General features: G+C 51.0%; 15 protein-coding genes and 1 pseudogene. 11 read left to right on the top strand and 5 right to left on the bottom strand.

Annotation, left to right across the window (positions count from 1 at the left end; all coding sequences use genetic code 11):
• Positions 1–124: 124 nt before the first annotated feature.
• The 4 genes and pseudogenes from RHP74_RS29630 to RHP74_RS29615 all read left to right on the top strand — a co-directional run bounded on the left by RHP74_RS29630 (position 125) and on the right by RHP74_RS29615 (position 3381).
• Positions 125–907: a sulfite exporter TauE/SafE family protein gene (locus RHP74_RS29630; RefSeq protein ID WP_077747197.1), complete on the top strand. Its 783-nt coding sequence runs from the start codon at positions 125–127 to the stop codon at positions 905–907.
• A 76-nt stretch (positions 908–983) separates the two neighbouring features.
• Complete coding sequence (gene lgt, locus RHP74_RS29625) at positions 984–1790, top strand: prolipoprotein diacylglyceryl transferase (RefSeq protein ID WP_311096843.1); 807 nt, start codon at positions 984–986, stop codon at positions 1788–1790.
• Positions 1791–1838: 48 nt separating this feature from the next.
• Positions 1839–2423 (top strand): annotated as a pseudogene (gene thyA / locus RHP74_RS29620) (thymidylate synthase); the annotation flags it as partial.
• A 124-nt stretch (positions 2424–2547) separates the two neighbouring features.
• On the top strand, positions 2548–3381 hold the full coding sequence (locus tag RHP74_RS29615) for a thymidylate synthase (protein ID WP_311096842.1): 834 nt from the start codon (positions 2548–2550) through the stop codon (positions 3379–3381).
• A gap of 103 nt (positions 3382–3484) precedes the next feature.
• On the opposite strand, the gene RHP74_RS29610 is transcribed toward RHP74_RS29615, so the two are convergent.
• The 4 genes from RHP74_RS29610 to RHP74_RS29595 all read right to left on the bottom strand — a co-directional run bounded on the left by RHP74_RS29610 (position 3485) and on the right by RHP74_RS29595 (position 6616).
• Positions 3485–4036, bottom strand: coding sequence for a toll/interleukin-1 receptor domain-containing protein (locus RHP74_RS29610; protein WP_311096841.1), 552 nt, complete (start codon positions 4034–4036; stop codon positions 3485–3487).
• Positions 4037–4062: 26 nt separating this feature from the next.
• The gene (locus RHP74_RS29605; RefSeq protein WP_311096840.1) at positions 4063–5526 is read right to left on the bottom strand and encodes an SIR2 family protein; all 1464 of its coding nucleotides are present in this window, start codon (positions 5524–5526) and stop codon (positions 4063–4065) included.
• 63 nt (positions 5527–5589) lie between these two features.
• Positions 5590–6093 carry a TIR domain-containing protein gene (locus RHP74_RS29600; protein ID WP_311096839.1) on the bottom strand — a complete coding sequence of 168 codons (504 nt, stop codon included), beginning with the start codon at positions 6091–6093 and terminating at the stop codon, positions 5590–5592.
• 34 nt (positions 6094–6127) lie between these two features.
• The gene (locus tag RHP74_RS29595) at positions 6128–6616 is read right to left on the bottom strand and encodes a transcriptional regulator (protein WP_311096838.1); all 489 of its coding nucleotides are present in this window, start codon (positions 6614–6616) and stop codon (positions 6128–6130) included.
• Between the two features lie 526 nt (positions 6617–7142).
• On the opposite strand from RHP74_RS29595, the gene RHP74_RS29590 reads away from it, so the two are divergent.
• The 3 genes from RHP74_RS29590 (at position 7143) to RHP74_RS29580 (ending at position 8847) form a co-directional block, all read left to right on the top strand.
• Entirely contained in the window at positions 7143–7646 is a 504-nt protein-coding gene (locus RHP74_RS29590) for a hypothetical protein (RefSeq protein WP_311096837.1), read from the top strand.
• Between the two features lie 3 nt (positions 7647–7649).
• Complete coding sequence (locus tag RHP74_RS29585) at positions 7650–8378, top strand: metallophosphoesterase (RefSeq protein ID WP_311096836.1); 729 nt, start codon at positions 7650–7652, stop codon at positions 8376–8378.
• Between the two features lie 67 nt (positions 8379–8445).
• Entirely contained in the window at positions 8446–8847 is a 402-nt protein-coding gene (locus tag RHP74_RS29580) for a DUF6957 family protein (protein WP_311096835.1), read from the top strand.
• A 299-nt stretch (positions 8848–9146) separates the two neighbouring features.
• Here the strand turns inward: RHP74_RS29580 and RHP74_RS29575 are convergent, their stop codons facing one another.
• Positions 9147–11843, bottom strand: a complete 2697-nt coding sequence (locus RHP74_RS29575) for an ATP-binding protein (protein ID WP_311096834.1) — start codon at positions 11841–11843, stop codon at positions 9147–9149.
• Positions 11844–13000: 1157 nt separating this feature from the next.
• Here RHP74_RS29575 and RHP74_RS29570 point away from each other — a divergent pair.
• The 4 genes from RHP74_RS29570 to RHP74_RS29555 all read left to right on the top strand — a co-directional run bounded on the left by RHP74_RS29570 (position 13001) and on the right by RHP74_RS29555 (position 18047).
• A complete protein-coding gene (locus tag RHP74_RS29570) occupies positions 13001–14299 on the top strand; it encodes an AAA family ATPase (protein WP_311096833.1) in 1299 nt (432 codons plus the stop codon).
• A gap of 1 nt (position 14300) precedes the next feature.
• Positions 14301–15275 (top strand): hypothetical protein, encoded by a 975-nt coding sequence (locus tag RHP74_RS29565; RefSeq protein ID WP_311096832.1) that lies wholly within the window; start codon positions 14301–14303, stop codon positions 15273–15275.
• The gene (locus RHP74_RS29560) at positions 15272–16867 is read left to right on the top strand and encodes a DUF262 domain-containing protein (protein ID WP_311096831.1); all 1596 of its coding nucleotides are present in this window, start codon (positions 15272–15274) and stop codon (positions 16865–16867) included. The genes RHP74_RS29565 and RHP74_RS29560 overlap by 4 nt, the downstream gene beginning before the upstream one ends.
• A gap of 79 nt (positions 16868–16946) precedes the next feature.
• Positions 16947–18047: a DNA cytosine methyltransferase gene (locus RHP74_RS29555; RefSeq protein ID WP_311100602.1), complete on the top strand. Its 1101-nt coding sequence runs from the start codon at positions 16947–16949 to the stop codon at positions 18045–18047.
• Positions 18048–18068 lie beyond the last annotated feature (21 nt).

The raw sequence follows: 18068 nt of genomic DNA, 5'->3' as shown, positions 1-18068 counted from the left end.
TTGTGTGTTTTTTGCCCACTCTACGCAGTCGTCGCCTGTCGTTCCATTGCCATCCGCAGTGGAGCCCGAGGCCACGCATCCGTTACCATGCCGCTCCGGTTTTGCCTAAGCATTGAGATCGTCCATGGAATTTCTGCTCTATCTGGCGCTGGGCGCCTGCGCAGGCGTGCTGGCCGGGCTGTTCGGGGTAGGTGGCGGGATCATCATCGTCCCGGTGCTGGTGTTCAGTTTCACCTTGCAGGGCTTCGACGCCTCGATCCTGACCCACCTGGCGGTCGGCACGTCCCTGGCAACGATCATCTTTACGTCGGTCAATGCCGTCCGCGAACATCATCGTCGTGGCGCCGTGCGTTGGCCGATATTCGTGTGGATGACCGTCGGAATTCTGATGGGTGCCGGTTTCGGGGCGCTGACGGCCGAAGCGATCTCCGGCCCGAATCTGCAGAAAATCATCGGTGTGTTTGCGCTGATCATCGCCGCGCAACTGGCGCTGGACGTCAAACCCAAGGCCAGTCGAACGGTGCCCGGCAAACTCGGTCTCACCGTGGCCGGCAGTGTGATTGGCTGGGCCTCGGCGATTTTCGGCATTGGCGGCGGCTCGTTGACCGTGCCGTTCCTGACCTGGCGCAGCGTGCCGATGCAGCAAGCCGTGGCGACGTCGTCGGCTTGCGGCCTGCCCATCGCCTTGGCCAGTGCATCAAGTTTCATGATTCTGGGCTGGCACGATCCCTTGCTGCCGGCCCATAGTCTCGGTTTTATCTATTTGCCGGCGCTGCTGGGGATTGCCCTGACCAGCATGGTGTTCGCCCGCCTCGGTGCGCGACTGGCCCACAGGCTGTCGCCAAAGTTGCTGAAAAGGCTGTTCGCGGCTTTGCTGTTCTGCGTAGGCCTGAGCTTCCTGCTCTAGCTCGCAATGCTGGCTTAATCCTGAGGTGGCAGCGTCGCCCGGGAATTCTGGTTTCAACTTTCAACAAGGAGTCGCAATGCTGCCTTACCCGCAGATCGACCCGGTGGCCCTGGCCATCGGTCCGCTGAAAATCCACTGGTACGGTCTGATGTACCTGATCGGCATCGGCGGCGCCTGGCTGCTGGCATCGCGCCGGCTCAACCGTTTCGACCCGACCTGGACCAAGGAAAAGCTTTCCGACATGGTCTTCTGGATGTCGATGGGCGTTATTGTCGGCGGCCGCCTGGGCTATGTGCTGTTCTACGATCTGAACGCTTATCTGGCCAACCCGACACTGATTTTCGAAGTGTGGAAGGGCGGCATGTCGTTCCATGGCGGCTTCATCGGCGTGATGCTGGCGGCGTTGTGGTTCGGCAAGAAGAACAACAAGTCGTTCTTCCAGCTGATGGATTTCGTCGCGCCGATGGTGCCGATCGGCCTGGGTGCCGGGCGCATCGGTAACTTCATCAACGCCGAGTTGTGGGGTAAGGCGACCGACGTGCCGTGGGCAATGATCTTCCCGACCGATCCGGCGCAACTGGCGCGTCACCCGTCGCAGCTGTACCAGTTCGCGCTCGAAGGCGTGGTTCTGTTTGCCATTCTCTGGCTGTTCTCGCGCAAGCCGCGGCCGACCATGGCGGTGTCCGGGATGTTTGCCCTGTTCTACGGCATCTTCCGTTTCATCGTGGAGTTTGTCCGCGTACCGGACGCGCAACTGGGCTATCTGGCCTGGAACTGGCTGACTATGGGCCAAGTGCTCTGCGTACCGATGATCGTTGGCGGGCTGTTCCTGATCTGGCTGGCGTATCACCGCGCCCCGGCGACTCCAGCGGCTGCCGTATAAATTCGAATCCCGGGGTGACGGCCCCGGGTTCAAGGACACAGGTAATTCATGAAGCAATATCTCGAACTGGTCGCCCACGTCATCAAGAACGGCACCAAGCAAGCCAACCGCACCGGCGTGAACACCATCAGCTTTCCGGGCGCGATGCTGCGTTATGACCTGAAAGAAGGTTTCCCGGCGATCACCACGCGCAAGATGGCCTTCAAATCGGCCATCGGCGAGATGTGTGGTTTCCTGCGTGGCGTGAACAACGCCGCCGAATTCCGCGCGCTGGGCTGCAAGGTCTGGGATCAGAACGCCAACGAAAACGCGCAGTGGCTGGCCAATCCGTTCCGTCAGGGTGAAGACGACCTTGGCGAAATCTACGGCGTGCAATGGCGCAAATGGCCGGCGTACAAGCAGATTCCGGTCAGCAATCAGGCCGCTATCGAACAGACCCTGAGCCAGGGTTATCGTCAGATCGCCGAAGGCGAGGAAGACGGTCAGGCCTATGTCGTTCTGTACAAGGCGATCGACCAGATCCGCCAGTGCGTCGACACCATCATCAAGGACCCAGGCAGCCGCCGCATTCTGTTCCACGGCTGGAACGTCGCCCAGCTCGATGAAATGGCTTTGCCGCCGTGCCATTTTGTGGACAGCGCCAATGTAGTGTCATTTTCACTGCTGGCCTGAGACAGACCGCTCCTCTTTATTTTCGGTATCATCGTATTTTTTTTCAGAAGTCGCGCGTCCCACGCTCGACAGAGTAGAGGCCAACATGAAAGCGTACCTAGATCTCTTGACCGATGTGATCACCAACGGATTGGTCAAAGGTGATCGGACGGGTACGGGCACCAAAGCGGTGTTCGCACGGCAGTTTCGGCACAATCTCGCAGATGGCTTCCCGCTGTTGACGACAAAAAAGCTTCACTTCAAGAGCATTGCCAATGAGCTTATCTGGATGCTCAACGGCGATACGAACGTGAAGTGGCTCAACGAGAATGGGGTGAGCATCTGGGATGAGTGGGCCACAGAGGACGGCGATCTCGGGCCGGTTTACGGTCAGCAATGGGCCGCTTGGCCCACAAAAGATGGCCGCACCATCAACCAGATTGACTACATGGTTGAGACGTTGAAGACGAATCCCAACAGCCGTCGCATCCTCTTCCACGGTTGGAACGTCGAATACCTTCCTGACGAGCGTAAGAGCCCGCAGGAGAACGCTCGGAACGGGCTGCAGGCTCTCCCTCCTTGCCACGTCCTCTACCAGGCCTTCGTTCACGATGGACATCTTTCGATGCAGCTGTACATCAGGAGCTCTGACGTTTTCCTAGGGCTGCCATACAACACGGCTGCCTTAGCTCTCCTGACTCACATGCTTGCCCAGCAATGCGACCTGATCCCCCACGAGATCATCGTGACCACTGGCGACACACACGCCTACTCTAATCACATGGAGCAGATCCAGGAGCAGCTCACTCGCAGTCCAAGGCAGCTTCCTCAACTAAAGATTCTGCGCCGTCCGGATTCGATATACGGCTATCGTTTTGAAGATTTTGAGATCGTGGGCTATGACCCCTATCCCGGTATCAAAGCGCCCGTAGCAGTCTAGAGATAACAGGGGGGACATAACCGCCAATTTTCCACGGCGGGTATTGGGGCTTTCTAGAGCTGTTTTTTTGATCAGATGGGGGAGGAACGCGACCGAGGTGCTGTCAGTACCCCGCTAGCCAGTCCCTCAGCGGTACAGCCGTGTTTGCCTTCGTATCAAGCACCATCCAGAGCTCTTGGGGGTGCCCTTGCAATAATCCCCAGACGACTCGCCGATACAGTCCCAGGTACTCCCAACTGGCCCAGCTGTCATCGTTTGTAGTATCAGAGGCTGGAAAAATCGCGATTTTCGAAAGCCCTTTTGCCCCATCGGCGATGCCCAGTTCCCAAGGTACCCAACGGCTCTCCTTGCTGTTTTTTGTAGTAAGCAGCACGAATCTTTTCGTTTGAGAAATGCGTTGCTTGAGTAAGGCGGCTGTTTCCTCGGATGTGTAAGGTGGCATTTCGGGGTCAATTTCGTCGATGTAGACGAAGGCGCCATGATTCTGGAGCACCTGGATCGCACCCGCGAGAATTTCCTTGTCCTTACTGGAGTGTGAAAGAAACGTGCTCATTACAGCGGTGCTTGCCGTGGATTTAAACAATTGATCGCGAGTATTTTGAGTACTGTTTGCGGAGCTGTTTCGTAGCTCCGCTGTTGTTACGTTACGAGGCATAGCCGTCTTTCCTAAATTGGGCAATCTCAGCCAATACGGGCTACCCGGTCAATGATCTGAAAAACCAGATCCACCAGAGAGCTTCGTCCTTCTGTGGTAGCCATAGCGGTGTTATCTGATAGAGCTTTGAGCTCCTTATCAGTAGGTCGCATAGCTGAGCTGCCCTTAGAGGCAAGTCCCGAGTTTCGCAGCTGGTTGCATATTTTCTCGGCAGCCCCGCCTGTGGCGCCAATGGGCAGAAGGAAGACCCCGGCGGCCTTGGCAAACTCGAATTCGCTTTCAACCCCGTCAGCAGGAACTGGAATGCCATTACTCAACTTGGCGCCGCCAATGAAAACTGCGATGCCGGCTTGGCGCGCTAACTCTTGACGAAGCGCAGCCCATTCCTCGTCCTTGGGGATGCCTGCCTTCAAAGGCTGAGGAAACGGCCTGGCGATGAGTCGACGGTCTAAATCCCAACCTCCTCCGTTGCGGAGGGCGGTGAGAAAGCCAGAAAGCGAGGCGGAACCGACCAATAATCCTGCTCCTGTTACTAAATATCGATTGGACTCTCCAATCCTTCGGCCAACCTCCTCGGCAATTGCATGAATATTCGCCGGCTCACTGCCGCCGTGCTCAAGTGGCCAGCTACCGCTTACCCAGATCCTGCGCGCAGCAACCCGTCTTTCGATTTGCCGAAGAAGGGCCGGTACCTCGTCATAGTCATCAATCTCAACAGCTAGCAGGCCATAGCGCTTGAGGTCTTTTGTCCAAAGCTTGTGCTGAGCGAGTCTGGCTGAAAATTCATCTTTAGTTTTGAAGTCCGATTTCTTTGGCGCTCGGACGATAGCAAAGTGTTCTGGGGGCGAGTCAGTGAAGCTTTCCCTTATTAATGAAAGCACGTGCCGAACATTTGGATCAGTGAAGCTGATGCCGATGAAAAGCATCGACATACTGGTCAGATGCGCTTGGAATAGCGGAAGGTATTGACCCCGCCGGGATCGAAAAAGCTCGTAGTCATCTGTGGATATTACAATGTCGTCGAGACGATCCACGGAGCCGTGCATTTTGTAGAGCAGCGCCGCACCAGGGGTGGTTCTGAGAGCGAGGTCTTTTGGGGCGGAGATGGGATTGAGTGGGCGGCTGATGGCTGCGAAAGCTCTTTCCACCAAACGGTCATAGTTGGTCGTCCAAATATGCCTGACAGGTAGCCGAGCGACGATATCCAAGGTCTCAGGGATTGGCTTATCTGGGCCAATCTCCTTTCTGATGACGTTGCGAACACGAGTGGCACCACCGCTTTCCTGAATGCTCCACTGCGCAAGTGCCGCCAAGTCATGTACGTTTCTTGGGTTGATATCCAACTCATCGGCAATGTCGCTCAGCAGACCCGACCATGAAGGGTAGCCGGCAGCCATGGAGACGCCAGCGCCAATGAAAATGGCTCCGAGCCCATCATTCAGCGCGTCAGGATATTCAGTCAGAAAACGGTTCATGGCCGCATTGGTCATATCACGTCCTTCGTTGTGCGATGCGCAGACCTCAACCGCCCCATTTAAGTTTGGAGCGAGCTTTCAAGGTTTGTAATTGTTGCGAATAGTGATCGCGTTCTCGATCCAGGTCTCAATATTGGCTTGGATGGACGCATAAACCTCTTTGCTATCACTGCCCGCAGGGGTCATGAGCTTCGCATAGCTCGACAGTGCCACAGTGCCATTTCTCAACGTGACTGCATCGAAGGGGTTTGATCCAGCTGCAGAGGTTTTTTGCTGGGTGTCAAGAAGGCGATTGATCCGAATGGCGACGACACCTTTGCCCGCGTTCCAACCCTTGACGATCTCTTCCAATACCCATGGCCGGGCAGCAGTCTCGGAGCCAACCAGGACAACTACGCATGATTTACCGACCAGGCTATCGTCGATCCATTTTTCGATTGCAGCGTTGCCCTTCCGTTTGACCTCTTCCCATTCATTGGCGGTATACAACTTTTGTCCCTCCAAAGCTCCGATATTGCGCACTTGTTGGGTACGCCAGAAGTCATTTGCAAAGTGAAAGCTGAAGAACACATTTCGAGCCATGGAGTAGTTCCTTCTAGACTGCCAGGGAGGTTCATTATTCGAGTTTGTTCGCGGGCTGGCTGTGCCAATACCTCTGAACAGTGGAGCGAGGTACCCCCAACTCCCTCGCCGCCTCGGACTGGTTCCTGCCATCGGCTCGTAGTCGCTGAATCTCTGACACCACATGGTGATTACGAGGTTTTCCGCGAGGGCGCTTAATGATCGCGCCGTCTGCGATTTCGTCTTTCACCAGCTCAATCCCCCCAGCCGAACTGAATGAATCAAGGCAGGCCATCGTCGACTGAATTACTTCCCTGGGCGAAATATCTCGCTGCAGGCAAACGCACAACACCACGAATGCAGGGAGATCGAACTCCAGCGCATCAGCTAGTTCAGCGAGTTTGTCCAGCGTAACGCCGCTTTGAGCGCGCTCAAGCTCGCCAATCGTACGCCGAGCGGTACGCTCTGATAGGCGCGCGTAGCCCCCACCCTGCAGCTGGCGCAGGGCCCTCAGCACCGCAGCGACTTCAATTTTCAGCGACATACATCCCCAAAAAATGAGGATATAGCCACAGCTTTACGTGCCAAATAAACTACGTATATTGTAATTATCGGGCATGTCGCCCTATTATTGATATGGCTGACGCGCCATATGAAGAGTCAGGCTTAGCTCGGCCTTTGAATTCTGTCGACCCGTGTCAGGATCGGAGTGCTGCTAGACCCATTGAAGGCTTAATCGTTTGTGAGAAGAGATGAAAGCACTCGTCCTATCTGACTGCACATTAAATTCGAGCCCTTCAAGCTGCCTGCTTTAGACATCCACCTAGTGCTAATGGCCCGGGGCACATGGATGACACCTCTGAAAAAAATGAGCTCAGCATTGGCACCGCATGTATCACATGTATTGCCAGAAGTTTTTGGGCTGGGATTCGATGACGTCCGAGCAGCTAGTGATCCTCCTCCCACCTTTAGAGATGGCTCGGAATTGATTGATGAAAAGCTGATACATGCCAGATCGTAATGTAGATCGGCTCGACGCAACATGGATCGGATTGGAAGGAAAAAGCGACATGTTTATTTCAGATGAATCCTGTTTGGTAGGTCTACCTGGCTTCCCGGGGCCTGGCCGCACGGCTTGGCGGATGGTCGAGCGAGACTCGGAAGATTTTTGGTATCACGTTCGCTTTCGCATTTGTGAAGGGGCAGGGGCTCGGTTCAAAAAATTTATGCCATCAGACCCTTCGATGCTGACACACCTACTCTCGCAGCGGAGCCCAGAGCACAAGATTGAGGTGGTTCAGGTTGTGACTCCCGCTTGCATTAATGGGGGCTCTTTAGAACAGATGGAAAAGCTGATCAGTGCGATCGTCGGTTACGACGGAAACGGTGAGTGCGTACTTCTTCATAAAGTCGATAGCGGAGCAATCTACAGCAGCTCTCCCGGTGTGACTGACGCAGGCTTGCTCAGCAATATTCGAATGATTTACGACGCCACGACTGCCGCCGGGAAGCATTTCCATTGCGCCAACTCTCAGACCCCGAATCGCTCTGCCACTACAACGGCAGCTGGTTAATCCATGAAGCTACAAATCTATTCAGATCTGCACCTCGGCTTCGCCCGATTCGAACCCGCCTCAAGCAACGCAGACGTAGTCATTCTCGCTGGTGACATTGATATCAAATCGCGTGGAGTCTCATGGGCTAACGACACATTCCAGTGCTCGGTGATTTACGTTTGCGGAAATCATGAGTACTACGGCGGCCACATCGATCACACGCTGCGGAAAATGAAAAAGGCTGCAGCGCCACATGTTCACGTATTCGAAAACGAAGTGCTAATCCTAGATCAAACCCGGTTTTTGGTCACAACGGCGTGGACGGATTACTCGTCCACCGGCGATGTGGTGGACTCAAAACGCGCTGCATGGGAATGCATGAATGACTTCGCTGTGATCCGAGCCGATGAAGGTTATCGGCGTTTGCATCCGGATGACCTAATCGCCAAATCAAAGACCGCCTATGCGTGGCTGACGCAAGAGTTGGAAAAGCCCTTTGACGGACAAACTGTTGTAGTTACCCACCATGCACCTGTGTTGGATTACGTAGGTGACACGCTTCCTAAAAACTTAATTGCAGCCTATGCGAACGATTGGCCCGAGCTTTTGCATAAGGCTGACCTTTGGGTCTACGGGCATACCCACGTCTCAGCGGATTTCCTTAAGAATGGGTGTCGTGTGGTTTCTAATCCGCGCGGCTATCCGAGTCAACAAACCGGTTTCAATCCGGATTTTCTGATCGAGATTTGACGAGTAGTCGTTCCCCAACGAACCTCAGCGAACTGAATTTCGCTGCGTACGAATTCGAGAAAATTACATGGTCACGTTAGAAGAAATCTCGCAGTTGCTTTACGGCGCAGGCGAGGAGATGCCTGGTTGGCAGGGCACCCAAGACGCGCTAATTGCATTGGCCGCAAACGCCTTCCCTGGCAAAGCCTTCTGTGTTGTGAAGCAGTGGATCCTGATCGACCTTACGGTTAACCCTGCTGAGAAAGAAAAGCTCTCCAGGCTCGGTCTACTCCCCGCGACACTTTTCGCTCACGAAATCGTTTTGGACAGCAAAGGACGCTTCCAGCCTCAAATGTGGGTTCGCAGCAATTTCGGTATCTCTTCCAGCCCTTACATGTTTGAAACCAAAAAAACTGTCTATCTCCTGCTTGGGGCAGGACTGAGAAAAGAGGCTAGCATTGCTGCTGCTTTTTCGATGAAAGCAGGGTAAGCCCAATGCTCGCAGACAATTTTATACGGAGCCGTTTTGAGCTTGAGGCGAATGCCTGAAGTAATTGAGCTGGAATTCCATAGTAAGTATTTGAGTGGCTTTCAATTGCGTCGCTTGGTGCAAGCAAGCCGTCCCAAATACACAGTGCCAATCACCGCTTTCATCAGCGATGCACTGATCATGGAGTGAGATCGGTCGTCGTTATCGCAGTTGAGTGGCTGCGTTTGTGCAATGCTGGCAGGCTAGGATCGTTTTTTGCTACCGCGCACACCCCACTGGACTATCCAGGCTCGGCTAAGTTAACTGACTCGGCCTGCCTGTATATTCCTGATCAGCTGAAGTTGAAAGCCGTATTCTTCGCGCTGTTCCTCCGTGAACCCAGCGCGGAAGGGCGCGAGTGATGCCATCTCGCGGTGAGCGGCCTCGAAATCTCTGCAGTAGGCCAGGATCACGGCATAGAAGCTTCTAGAACTGGTGAGCTCGCCCAACAGGTTAGCTTCCAAGATTAGGGGAATGACGTTATCCCTAACCATCGTTCGTGCAGCCTCGAAATCACGCATATCCAGCATATCCTGCGCAGCATCTAGGCCTGTCTTCACCGCCGAGCCGTGTGCTCCTACACAGCCGAAGAATTTGAAGGCAAAGAGGCGATACGCTATTGGATTTACTCGGCGCTGTTTTAGAAGGATCGACTTAACTTCATAGGCGCCTGCAAGGTGGTTTACGACCTCCGAATCAGCAGACGAGTCACGAAAGAAGGCAGAGACGTCGGACATTGCACGGCCCAAGATCCACTGCTCGCTGATATTCAGAACGTCTAGATATTCTTTGATGGCCTTATCAACGAGCCTTTCGGCTGCCCGATATTCACCTGCTCGCCAGAGCGCAACTCCAGCGTTGTAATGGAAGGGTGGGATGCGCTCCGGAGAAAGCCCAGGCAATCCGTTTACAACATCGATTGCCCTGTAGACGCCGGGTGCGTCTCCCTGCATTCCCAGCCAATCCATGTTCTTGAGGTGATAAGAGATAACTGCACGTTCGGAGAGCGCGCTGTCATTCACTAATTGAGCCATCAACGCGAGCTGTTCTGGCTTGTTTCGTGGATCTGCTGATTGGTGCAGGAGGAAAAAGAGAGAGTCGACTGCCCAGTATCTTGTTTCGGGATCGAGATCTACAGCAGTGGAAGCGGCTTCCAAGAAGTCGATGAGCATCGCACCGAGGCCGGTCTCCTTAAACATCTCTTGGCCGGCTAGATCAATGAGTAACTCTCGCTCCTCCAAGTCCAGCAAGGTACGGATAAGAAGCCTCAGCCTGTGATGGTTACGCGCCTGCTGCAAGGAGGCTAGCAGCATGTCTTTGAGTATCGTTTTCGTCGCGCGCAGTCGCTCTTTTTCTACAGCGTACAACTCGCCCACCCCAACCAGTCGCATGGCATCGTGGAGTTTGATCTCGCGGTTGCCTTGAACTTCCAGAACTCCAAGTACACGAAGCGTACGGATTGCTGTGTTTACTGCAGCAGATGGCGCCTTGGCGTAGCACTCCATCAAATTCTGTAACTCGCTTTGCGTGATAGCGACATCGACCATGCTCAGAAGGGTGACGATCTGCTGGCTCGCTTGTGTAAGCCCCTCATACACCTTCGTGAGGATGAGTTCCTGTGCGGTCGTCTCCAGCGTGGCCTGCCGCTCCAGCGCTGTGCAAAGCAAGGACAGATCACCTGCGTAATCCTGGGCTGCGAGTCGGGCGGCGCTTTGAAGGTACAGTGGCATTCCGGCTGTAATGGTGCGCACTCTTTCCATGGTCGCGACGTCACCCCATGCCCCCAAACGAGAGGATTCCGCCGCAACGGAATCCAGACTCCATCCCTTAAGCACCTCTCGACGTAGTCCTGATAGTTGCTCGAGTTCCTGAATCGACCCTGTTGGCTGACACAGAAGAATGAAGCGCATGTGCGGGGTGCAACTGAATACCGCTTGTAGATCAGTTGCGGGCATTTCGTGAGCATTGTCGATGACGATTAGCGGATGTATACCTCGAGCTTCCAAGTGGCGATCAAGGGCGGTCATCGAGTCGATGCCTGAGGCGCTAGGTGCGAAGATCTCCCCTATTTCATGAGGGTTTTCGACCAGACCACCGGCAATCTCCCTAACCAGTGATCGTGCGAAAGCAGGGCCTGCGGTTTCACGGGCATCGAAGTAAATACAAGGTTCAGGACTGTGCGTTGCAGCTTGCGCGCACCACGAAGTCTTCCCTGCTCCAGAGAAGCCGCAAACGATGCGAACACGCTCTCCGTTGAAGAGCTCAGGTTCGTCAATCTGAGGGAGGTAGTGTGCCTGCAGGGCCGGAAGCCGTTGCAACTGCGTCAGTAACTGTTCGAAGAGAGCGGGTAGCGCTTCTGAGTGAAAGGTGTAACCACCAAGATCCTGGCGACCAGTGGCAGCGGCTTGTACCTTCCCCTCTAGTTTCCAGACCAGTGACTCTGGCACCAAGGAGCCGTGGGGGACTGCTTCTGCCAATCTCACACAGTCGGCTACGGCACCGCTCAAGTCAGCCCAGCAATCCGGTAGGCAAGCGAGCTCTGCCGGCATCGCCATATATGGATGGATGAATTGGATATCGTTCTCCAGCTCCTTGCGCTCGATGCTAGCGCTAAGCTTCGGCCCTGGGGGTTGGTTGGATGCGACCACAAAAAGAGGCCGGCCATGCCGTATTCCCTGTGCGTGCTGTTCGCGAAGCTGTTGGAACCGCTCAAAGGCGGTGCCCAGGTCACTCGGTATAAGTGGATCGCTGCGGGTTTTGACCTGGACGTAGATGCGGACGTCTGCAAGAACGATTTCAACGTCCTCATCACGCTCAATCACCACCTTCAGGACATCTGAACCATTGGCTTTTAGCAGGCAACCAACGGCAAACAGATGCTGATACAGGAAGCCCCCATGAACAGCAGCAATCCGCTTTTCCTGGGCTTCATCGAGTGTTGGGTAATCGACTGACATTACTTGGGCTCTCAGCTATCCATGGCATTAGTGTGCGTGGGCCTAACTCGCCTTGCGAATGCTAGACCAGCACTGTTGGAAAATGAATCAGGCGATGCTTGCGCGTCGGGAAATGCAGGGCGGAATCTATGCTGCCGCATCAGCCGGTGCCTAGCTAGCTCGGTAGCATGGATTTCTTAACATGAGCGCTCTCCCGTATGGGGCAGTCATTATGAGTATGGTGATCGCGGCGACCATGTACAGCAGACCACCGCTAGAACTCACTACAAAATTAGCGACCCCGGTTGAGGTGCATCTCAACGCCGGGCTCGCCCGAGGGCTTGGCATCCCCTTCGCTCGCTTGGCATTTGTCGTGTAGCAAACCCGGGCCTTTTTTGACAAAGACATGGCCCCTTTGGACTTCCACCCTCACGCCTGCGGGCTCAGCTTGCCTTATCCCGCAGGGCCTCATCTACTCCGTCATTTTCGCGTCGGTTAGGGAGTCGGAGCCTAGCGTCTGTCGAGCGTTCCAGATTGGGGGATGCATAAGATAGGTGATAAGCCGAGGTTAACTAGCGTGTGACCCCCCTTGGGACGGTGTCATGCTGGTAGGTTGCACTGCTGTCCGGCGCATCTAAGGAGGCCTTTTGCGATTATTCAAAATTATGGCTCAGCAATAATTATTGCTGAGCCATAATTCTTACACGACAGCAGATCAGTTGCCGTTATTGGGCCGATAGCTGTCTCGAGAAGATGCAATGCCTCAAGCGGACGCTTGATACGCAAGCTCTGGAGATGGACATTTTGGCTGAGCGCATCTGCTAGCCTCCCCCGATCCTCGTGCTAGAAACCGACGTCATGCCCTTTGGCGCCTGTGAAGCTCTATGCTTCGGGTCAGCAAAGGCTGAGCGGTAGCGCAAACTAGCTAGGATCTGCTGATAGGAAAACATTACGAATCTAACAAGTACGTTTAAACTATAATTAGAAACATTGAAGTCCAGTCGATGCCAGCAATAAAATATATCAAGCGATGTAAAGCTGTTTTAGTTTAAATATCCATATAATACGTCAGTAACCAAAAGCAAATTTCAACCTGGCAACATCTGAATGCAAAACTTGGCTAAAAACGATAATTCTTGTATTATCTTGATGAAAATCATATTGGGCATGGGGGAAATATGGACGACGTCAAAGTTAGCACGGTCAGCTTTACCGGGTATAAAGCGTTTAAGTCCCCGCAGTCGATAGGCATCAAACCATTAACTATATTATTTGGATATAATAACTCCGGTAAAAGTGCGGCCATAAGACTGATGCCAATGTTGGCGGCGAGTTTTTCCGAAAACAAACGTCAGACACTGATAAAAAGCTATCTTGATTATACCGCGCCCTGCCTGAGAGGTGCCGCTTTCAATAATCTTGCGCACGCAGCAGGCAACAAAATGTCTTTTGGACTTGAGTGGGAGGATGGCGAGTCGATTAATTTTGACCTCACACAAGTAGGCGAAGACGAAGAAAGTATTTCTGCTATAACAATACAAGAGCGGAGCGCTGCCGAACTGGAATTATTCGATTATCAAATAAGCGATGATTTTGAACCAGCAGAATTACGGTATCAGTTAAAAGAAAAAAAACATGAGACGGTGTTGCTGGACAACTTTACTATCCGAAGCGATGACAGCGAAAATCCTATTGTTCACAAATCAATAGATAGGAAGCTAAAAGATTTCTCTAGGTCTGTTTTCTGGTTGAATTCTATTAGGACTCAACCTCCTAGAGAGTTTGCAGTTAATCCTAGTGTCCTAGCAGGCATAAAATACGATGGTTCGGGCACGGCTGAAACCATTTGGAAAATGTCTCGAGTAAAAAGTCCCGCACTTGATGATATAAACGAATGGCTCGTAGAAACCTGCGGCAGAGCGATTGATATAAATCTCCTCTCACAGAGCTCAAACAACGATAAAACCGTTTGTAAACTCGAGACGATTTCCGTAAATGATACCGCGAGCAGCTCTTCCATTCGAATTCCAATTCTTGACTCTGGCGAAGGTATTTCTCAAGCGTTACCAGTTGTTACTTTATGCGCTCAAGCAGCCACTGGCGAGCTTGGAATAAACCCTATCATAATGCTAGAACAGCCGGAATTGCACCTCCATCCGCGAGCGGTTGTAACACTGGCAAACTTTCTTGTTAAATGTATCAAAAAAAATAAGCGTGCTAGCTTCATCATTGAAACGCATTCCGAAAGCCTGCTTTTAGCGATTCAAACCGCATTGGCAGCAGGTGATCTTTCACTAGATGATTTATGTACATACTGGGTTTCAAAAGGTGCTTCCGAGGAAGGGAGCTTTTTAAGCAAAGTAGAATTTGATGAAAGCGGCTATATCTTGAGAAACTTCCCCGAAGAAGTGTTCCAGGAAATATACGAGCAGGCGAAGACGTTAATGGATGTTCGAGATAATAATAAAGGAGAGTAAGGTGTTCTTCAATATTTCATCCGCTTTGCTTAACGAAGACAACGAAGTTTTATTATTACTTTTCATTCACCGATATGAAGATGGCAGGATATTCATAGAGTTTGATGATCTGCAAGTTGCTGAAAATTGGATTGCATCACTATCCAAACCACACAAAGACCGATGGTCAATGCTTCTGAGGCACTCCATCCAGCTCAGTGCAAGATTCAATATAAAGAAAACATACCCATCAGAACTTATTGTACATGTTACTGATATCGAAGAAAGCAGTTGGGACGGAACCGTAGAAGTATCTCTTAATGATGCCTTCTCTCTAATTGATCAAAGCATCAAGCTAGCCCTAGAAAACTCGAGAAATGACCTGCTTTTCCTTAAAACACTGCTTCCGGAAAAATATCGAGACAGAATTGATGTGTTGAGCAGTAAAGGACACATAGAAGTTCTCGGCGGGGGTAATGGGGAACTTAAAAAAATACTTGAGTTGAGAGGGGGTGAAAAAGGATTTCGCTTGCTAAGCTGGACAATGTTTGACAGTGACGCGCCTCAACCTGGTGTAGTGGTAAAAGCCACTCAAGAGATAATTGATGTTTGCGAGCAGAAAGCACTGACATATCACTGCTTAAAAAAACGAGCAATTGAAAACTATATTAGTGAAGATATATATAGACTGACTCATCGAGGGCCTTTGAATGAACGAGCAAAGGCAGTTTACTCAATGAATGAAGACCAAATTTCTCATCTCAATATGAAAGACGGTCTTTCCGTCGCTGACAAAGCTTCCGAGCTTTATAATGATTTACCTCCGGAAACTCTTGCTGAACTGACGCAAGGGTTTGGAAAGCGCTTCGCGACTAAAACGTTTTCTTGTATTGGAGCACACGAAGAAATCTATAAAGTCCATCAGAAAAATTCGACACTTGATGAGTTTGGCTCTAAACTAAATCATCTCGCAAGCCTACTGGGGAGGCCGGTATGAGTTTTAAATTCACAATGGAACCGAGAGTTTCGTTTCTGTCCGCTCTCCTAAAAGATATTTATGAGGGGGTTCTTAAAATCCCTAGATTCCAGCGGAGTTTAGTTTGGAAAAGACAACAGCAGCGAGAACTGTTGTGCAGTATTTATGAAGGCCTTCCGATTGGCGCGCTCCTAGTTTGGAATACTAGACTCGATAACATAAATACATATGATCATATTGGGCCATTCCTTGTTGAGAAAGCTCCATCGTCTTCCTCAAATATTTATCTAATGGACGGCTTGCAGAGGCTATCTACCCTCTACTGCATGCTCCTTCATCCCGTTGACAAAATCAGCAACAAATATATAAGCGAAAACAGTGTTAGCGATTTTTTAATGTACTGCGATTTATCCGCAGATAACGTAGAGAACATGTTTCTATTTCGCGACGAACTCAGTGCGGATGAGCTCGTTAGAAAAAATTACATGTATATGCCATTGGATTTAGTATTCAAAAGCAAAGAACTGTTACGCTTTCAGCGCTTAATTCCTGCTCACATGGAGGGGCTGGTGGATAGGTGTGACGCTGTAGTGAGCGCCTTCAAGGATTATAAAATCCCTGTCATCCCGCTAGAGTCCGATGATCAGGCTTTAGTTACTAAAAGCTTTGAGCGAATCAACAGTCGCGGAACAGTTATGTCTGAAGCTCATATGTTAAATGCTTTGAGCTACACTGATAAATTTGATTTGTTGGGAAGCCTTGAACTTTATAATGAAAAATATTTTGATGAGGCGTCGAAGTGGAAGGAGATAGACACTGAATTTGTATTAATGCTTTTAAAGTTAAAACTAGGCTACGAAATATACTCGAAAGAAACTGATAAACTAGCAAAGCATATAAATGACGGTTCCGTTTCGGAAATATTTGAAGCTATTGAGCGGCTCGCGGAGTTCGCAAATAATCATTTAAATATCGACTCCCCCGCAGCCTTCCCATATCGTCTCCAGATGCTTGGAATCGCTCGAGCTTTTCTCGACAACCCAAATTGTTCTCCAGATATGCTCGTGAGCTGGTTTTATCTTTCAGCTTACACGAACGCTTTTGGCACTACAGCCAGAAACTCTCAACGAGCACTTACCGACTTAAATGGTTACCTTCAAACCGGAAAATTGGGGTGGTCGCTAAATCAAGGGCCTGCCCTGCTCCCTCTCGAAGGCATTAAAGTAAATCTTAATGCTGGCCGAATAAAAACTTGGGTGCTGGCTTTGGCTGCAAAGCTTGAGTCGTATAACATTAAATCTTATAAGGGCAGTGAGAAAAGGCTCATACCTATTCGGCCTAAAGAATTTATAAAGAATGAACGCCGCCCAGGATTTTATTTTTTACTGGGAGATACGCCTGCCAGAAATTTTGATATCCGCCTTATGAGCGAAAATGAATCGTTAGCCCATTTTGTGACGCCAGAACTCTACGAGTTGTATCTAAGTGGACAATACTTTGAATTCGCAAGGCGCAGAGAAGCATTGATGTTTAATTGGGAAATGGAAAATATGATTGAGCCGTCAGCTAATTTCGCAAATTTTGTGATAGAATCCGGCACCAAAATTCACTGAGACGATATCTTTGACCAACTTAACCTTCCCTGCCCAAGAGCCGTGCCTTCAATGGGCAGAGTTTTTTGCAGGCGGAGGTATGGCCAGAGCGGGGCTCGGTAATAGATGGAAGTGCGTGCTTGCCAATGACTTTGACTCTATAAAAGTTAAATGTTATGCAGAAAACTGGGGAATCGATGATCTTATTCCTGGAGATATTAGATCAGTTACTCCTAATATCGTCCCTGACAATTTAGATCTTGCATGGGCCAGCACCCCTTGCCAAAATTTCAGCTCAGCGGGTATGGGGGAGGGACTGCTAGGTGCATCATCTTCTGTATTCACGGCCTGGTGGGAAATTATTCAAAAAAAATACATTTCCGGCACTCATCCAAAAATCATTGTATTAGAGAATGTGAAAGGACTTTTGAAGTCCCGAAATGGGCAGGATTTTAAGACTGTCGCCGAAAGTTTTGGGTTTGGGGGATATAATTTTGGTGTCGTGGTAGTTGATGCCATTCACTTTCTGCCGCAGAGTCGGCCACGAATTTTTCTGGTGGCAGTTCGAGACGATATTGAAATACCGGCCCACCTACTATCTCCTGATCCTGCTGAAATTTGGCACCCCGATGATTTAATTAGCGCATTAGACAATCTTCCAAAAGCGTTACGGCAACGCCATGTTTGGTGGCGCTTACCTCCCCCTCCGCTCGTAGCTTTGACTCTATCTGATGTTTTAGAGCGTGATGCTTCTGTTTGGCATACACCTGAGCAGACTCAGAAGCTCATGGCCGCCATGTCACTCATTAACATTGGTAAAATCAGAAAAGTATCCAGTCCGGATTCCTTAGTGGTAGGAACTTTATTTAGGCGGATGCGCCCGCATGAAGGACAAATGAGATCCTTTACAGAAGTAAGACTTGATGGAGTTGCAGGGTGCTTGCGAGCTTCAGATGGCGGGTCTTCAAGGCAAATGCTGATTTTTATTGAGGGTGAAACGATAAAAACAAGGCATATGACCGCTAGAGAATCCGCTCGATTGATGGGTTTGCCGGACGATTATTCGCTCCCAGCCGCAAAGACTCATGCCGCTAAGGTAATAGGAGATGGCGTCGCCGTACCTGTAGTGCAGTTCCTAGCTGATTCACTGCTCTCACCGCTGGCGCTAGCGGGGAAGTATTCTTCGTTAAAATTGAGTTAGATAAACGTAGGTGCTGCATCG

The organism is Pseudomonas sp. SG20052, from assembly GCF_031766055.1.
GTDB lineage: Bacteria > Pseudomonadota > Gammaproteobacteria > Pseudomonadales > Pseudomonadaceae > Aquipseudomonas > Aquipseudomonas mandelii.
The sequence above is the reverse complement of the archived record's forward strand: the minus strand, read 5'-3'. Positions and strand labels throughout refer to the sequence as shown.

Bases quoted from the DNA above. Each gene is read 5' to 3' on its own strand.
- RHP74_RS29600 (WP_311096839.1), bottom strand. From the start codon at position 6,093: ATGGCTCGAAATGTGTTCTTCAGCTTTCACTTTGCAAATGACTTCTGG.
- lgt (WP_311096843.1), top strand. From the start codon at position 984: ATGCTGCCTTACCCGCAGATCGACCCGGTGGCCCTGGCCATCGGTCCG.
- RHP74_RS29605 (WP_311096840.1), bottom strand. From the start codon at position 5,526: ATGACCAATGCGGCCATGAACCGTTTTCTGACTGAATATCCTGACGCG.
- RHP74_RS29630 (WP_077747197.1), top strand. From the start codon at position 125: ATGGAATTTCTGCTCTATCTGGCGCTGGGCGCCTGCGCAGGCGTGCTG.
- RHP74_RS29590 (WP_311096837.1), top strand. From the start codon at position 7,143: ATGTTTATTTCAGATGAATCCTGTTTGGTAGGTCTACCTGGCTTCCCG.
- RHP74_RS29585 (WP_311096836.1), top strand. From the start codon at position 7,650: ATGAAGCTACAAATCTATTCAGATCTGCACCTCGGCTTCGCCCGATTC.
- RHP74_RS29570 (WP_311096833.1), top strand. From the start codon at position 13,001: ATGGACGACGTCAAAGTTAGCACGGTCAGCTTTACCGGGTATAAAGCG.
- RHP74_RS29595 (WP_311096838.1), bottom strand. From the start codon at position 6,616: ATGTCGCTGAAAATTGAAGTCGCTGCGGTGCTGAGGGCCCTGCGCCAG.
- RHP74_RS29560 (WP_311096831.1), top strand. From the start codon at position 15,272: ATGAGTTTTAAATTCACAATGGAACCGAGAGTTTCGTTTCTGTCCGCT.
- RHP74_RS29555 (WP_311100602.1), top strand. From the start codon at position 16,947: ATGGCCAGAGCGGGGCTCGGTAATAGATGGAAGTGCGTGCTTGCCAAT.
- RHP74_RS29575 (WP_311096834.1), bottom strand. From the start codon at position 11,843: ATGTCAGTCGATTACCCAACACTCGATGAAGCCCAGGAAAAGCGGATT.
- RHP74_RS29610 (WP_311096841.1), bottom strand. From the start codon at position 4,036: ATGCCTCGTAACGTAACAACAGCGGAGCTACGAAACAGCTCCGCAAAC.
- RHP74_RS29580 (WP_311096835.1), top strand. From the start codon at position 8,446: ATGGTCACGTTAGAAGAAATCTCGCAGTTGCTTTACGGCGCAGGCGAG.
- RHP74_RS29615 (WP_311096842.1), top strand. From the start codon at position 2,548: ATGAAAGCGTACCTAGATCTCTTGACCGATGTGATCACCAACGGATTG.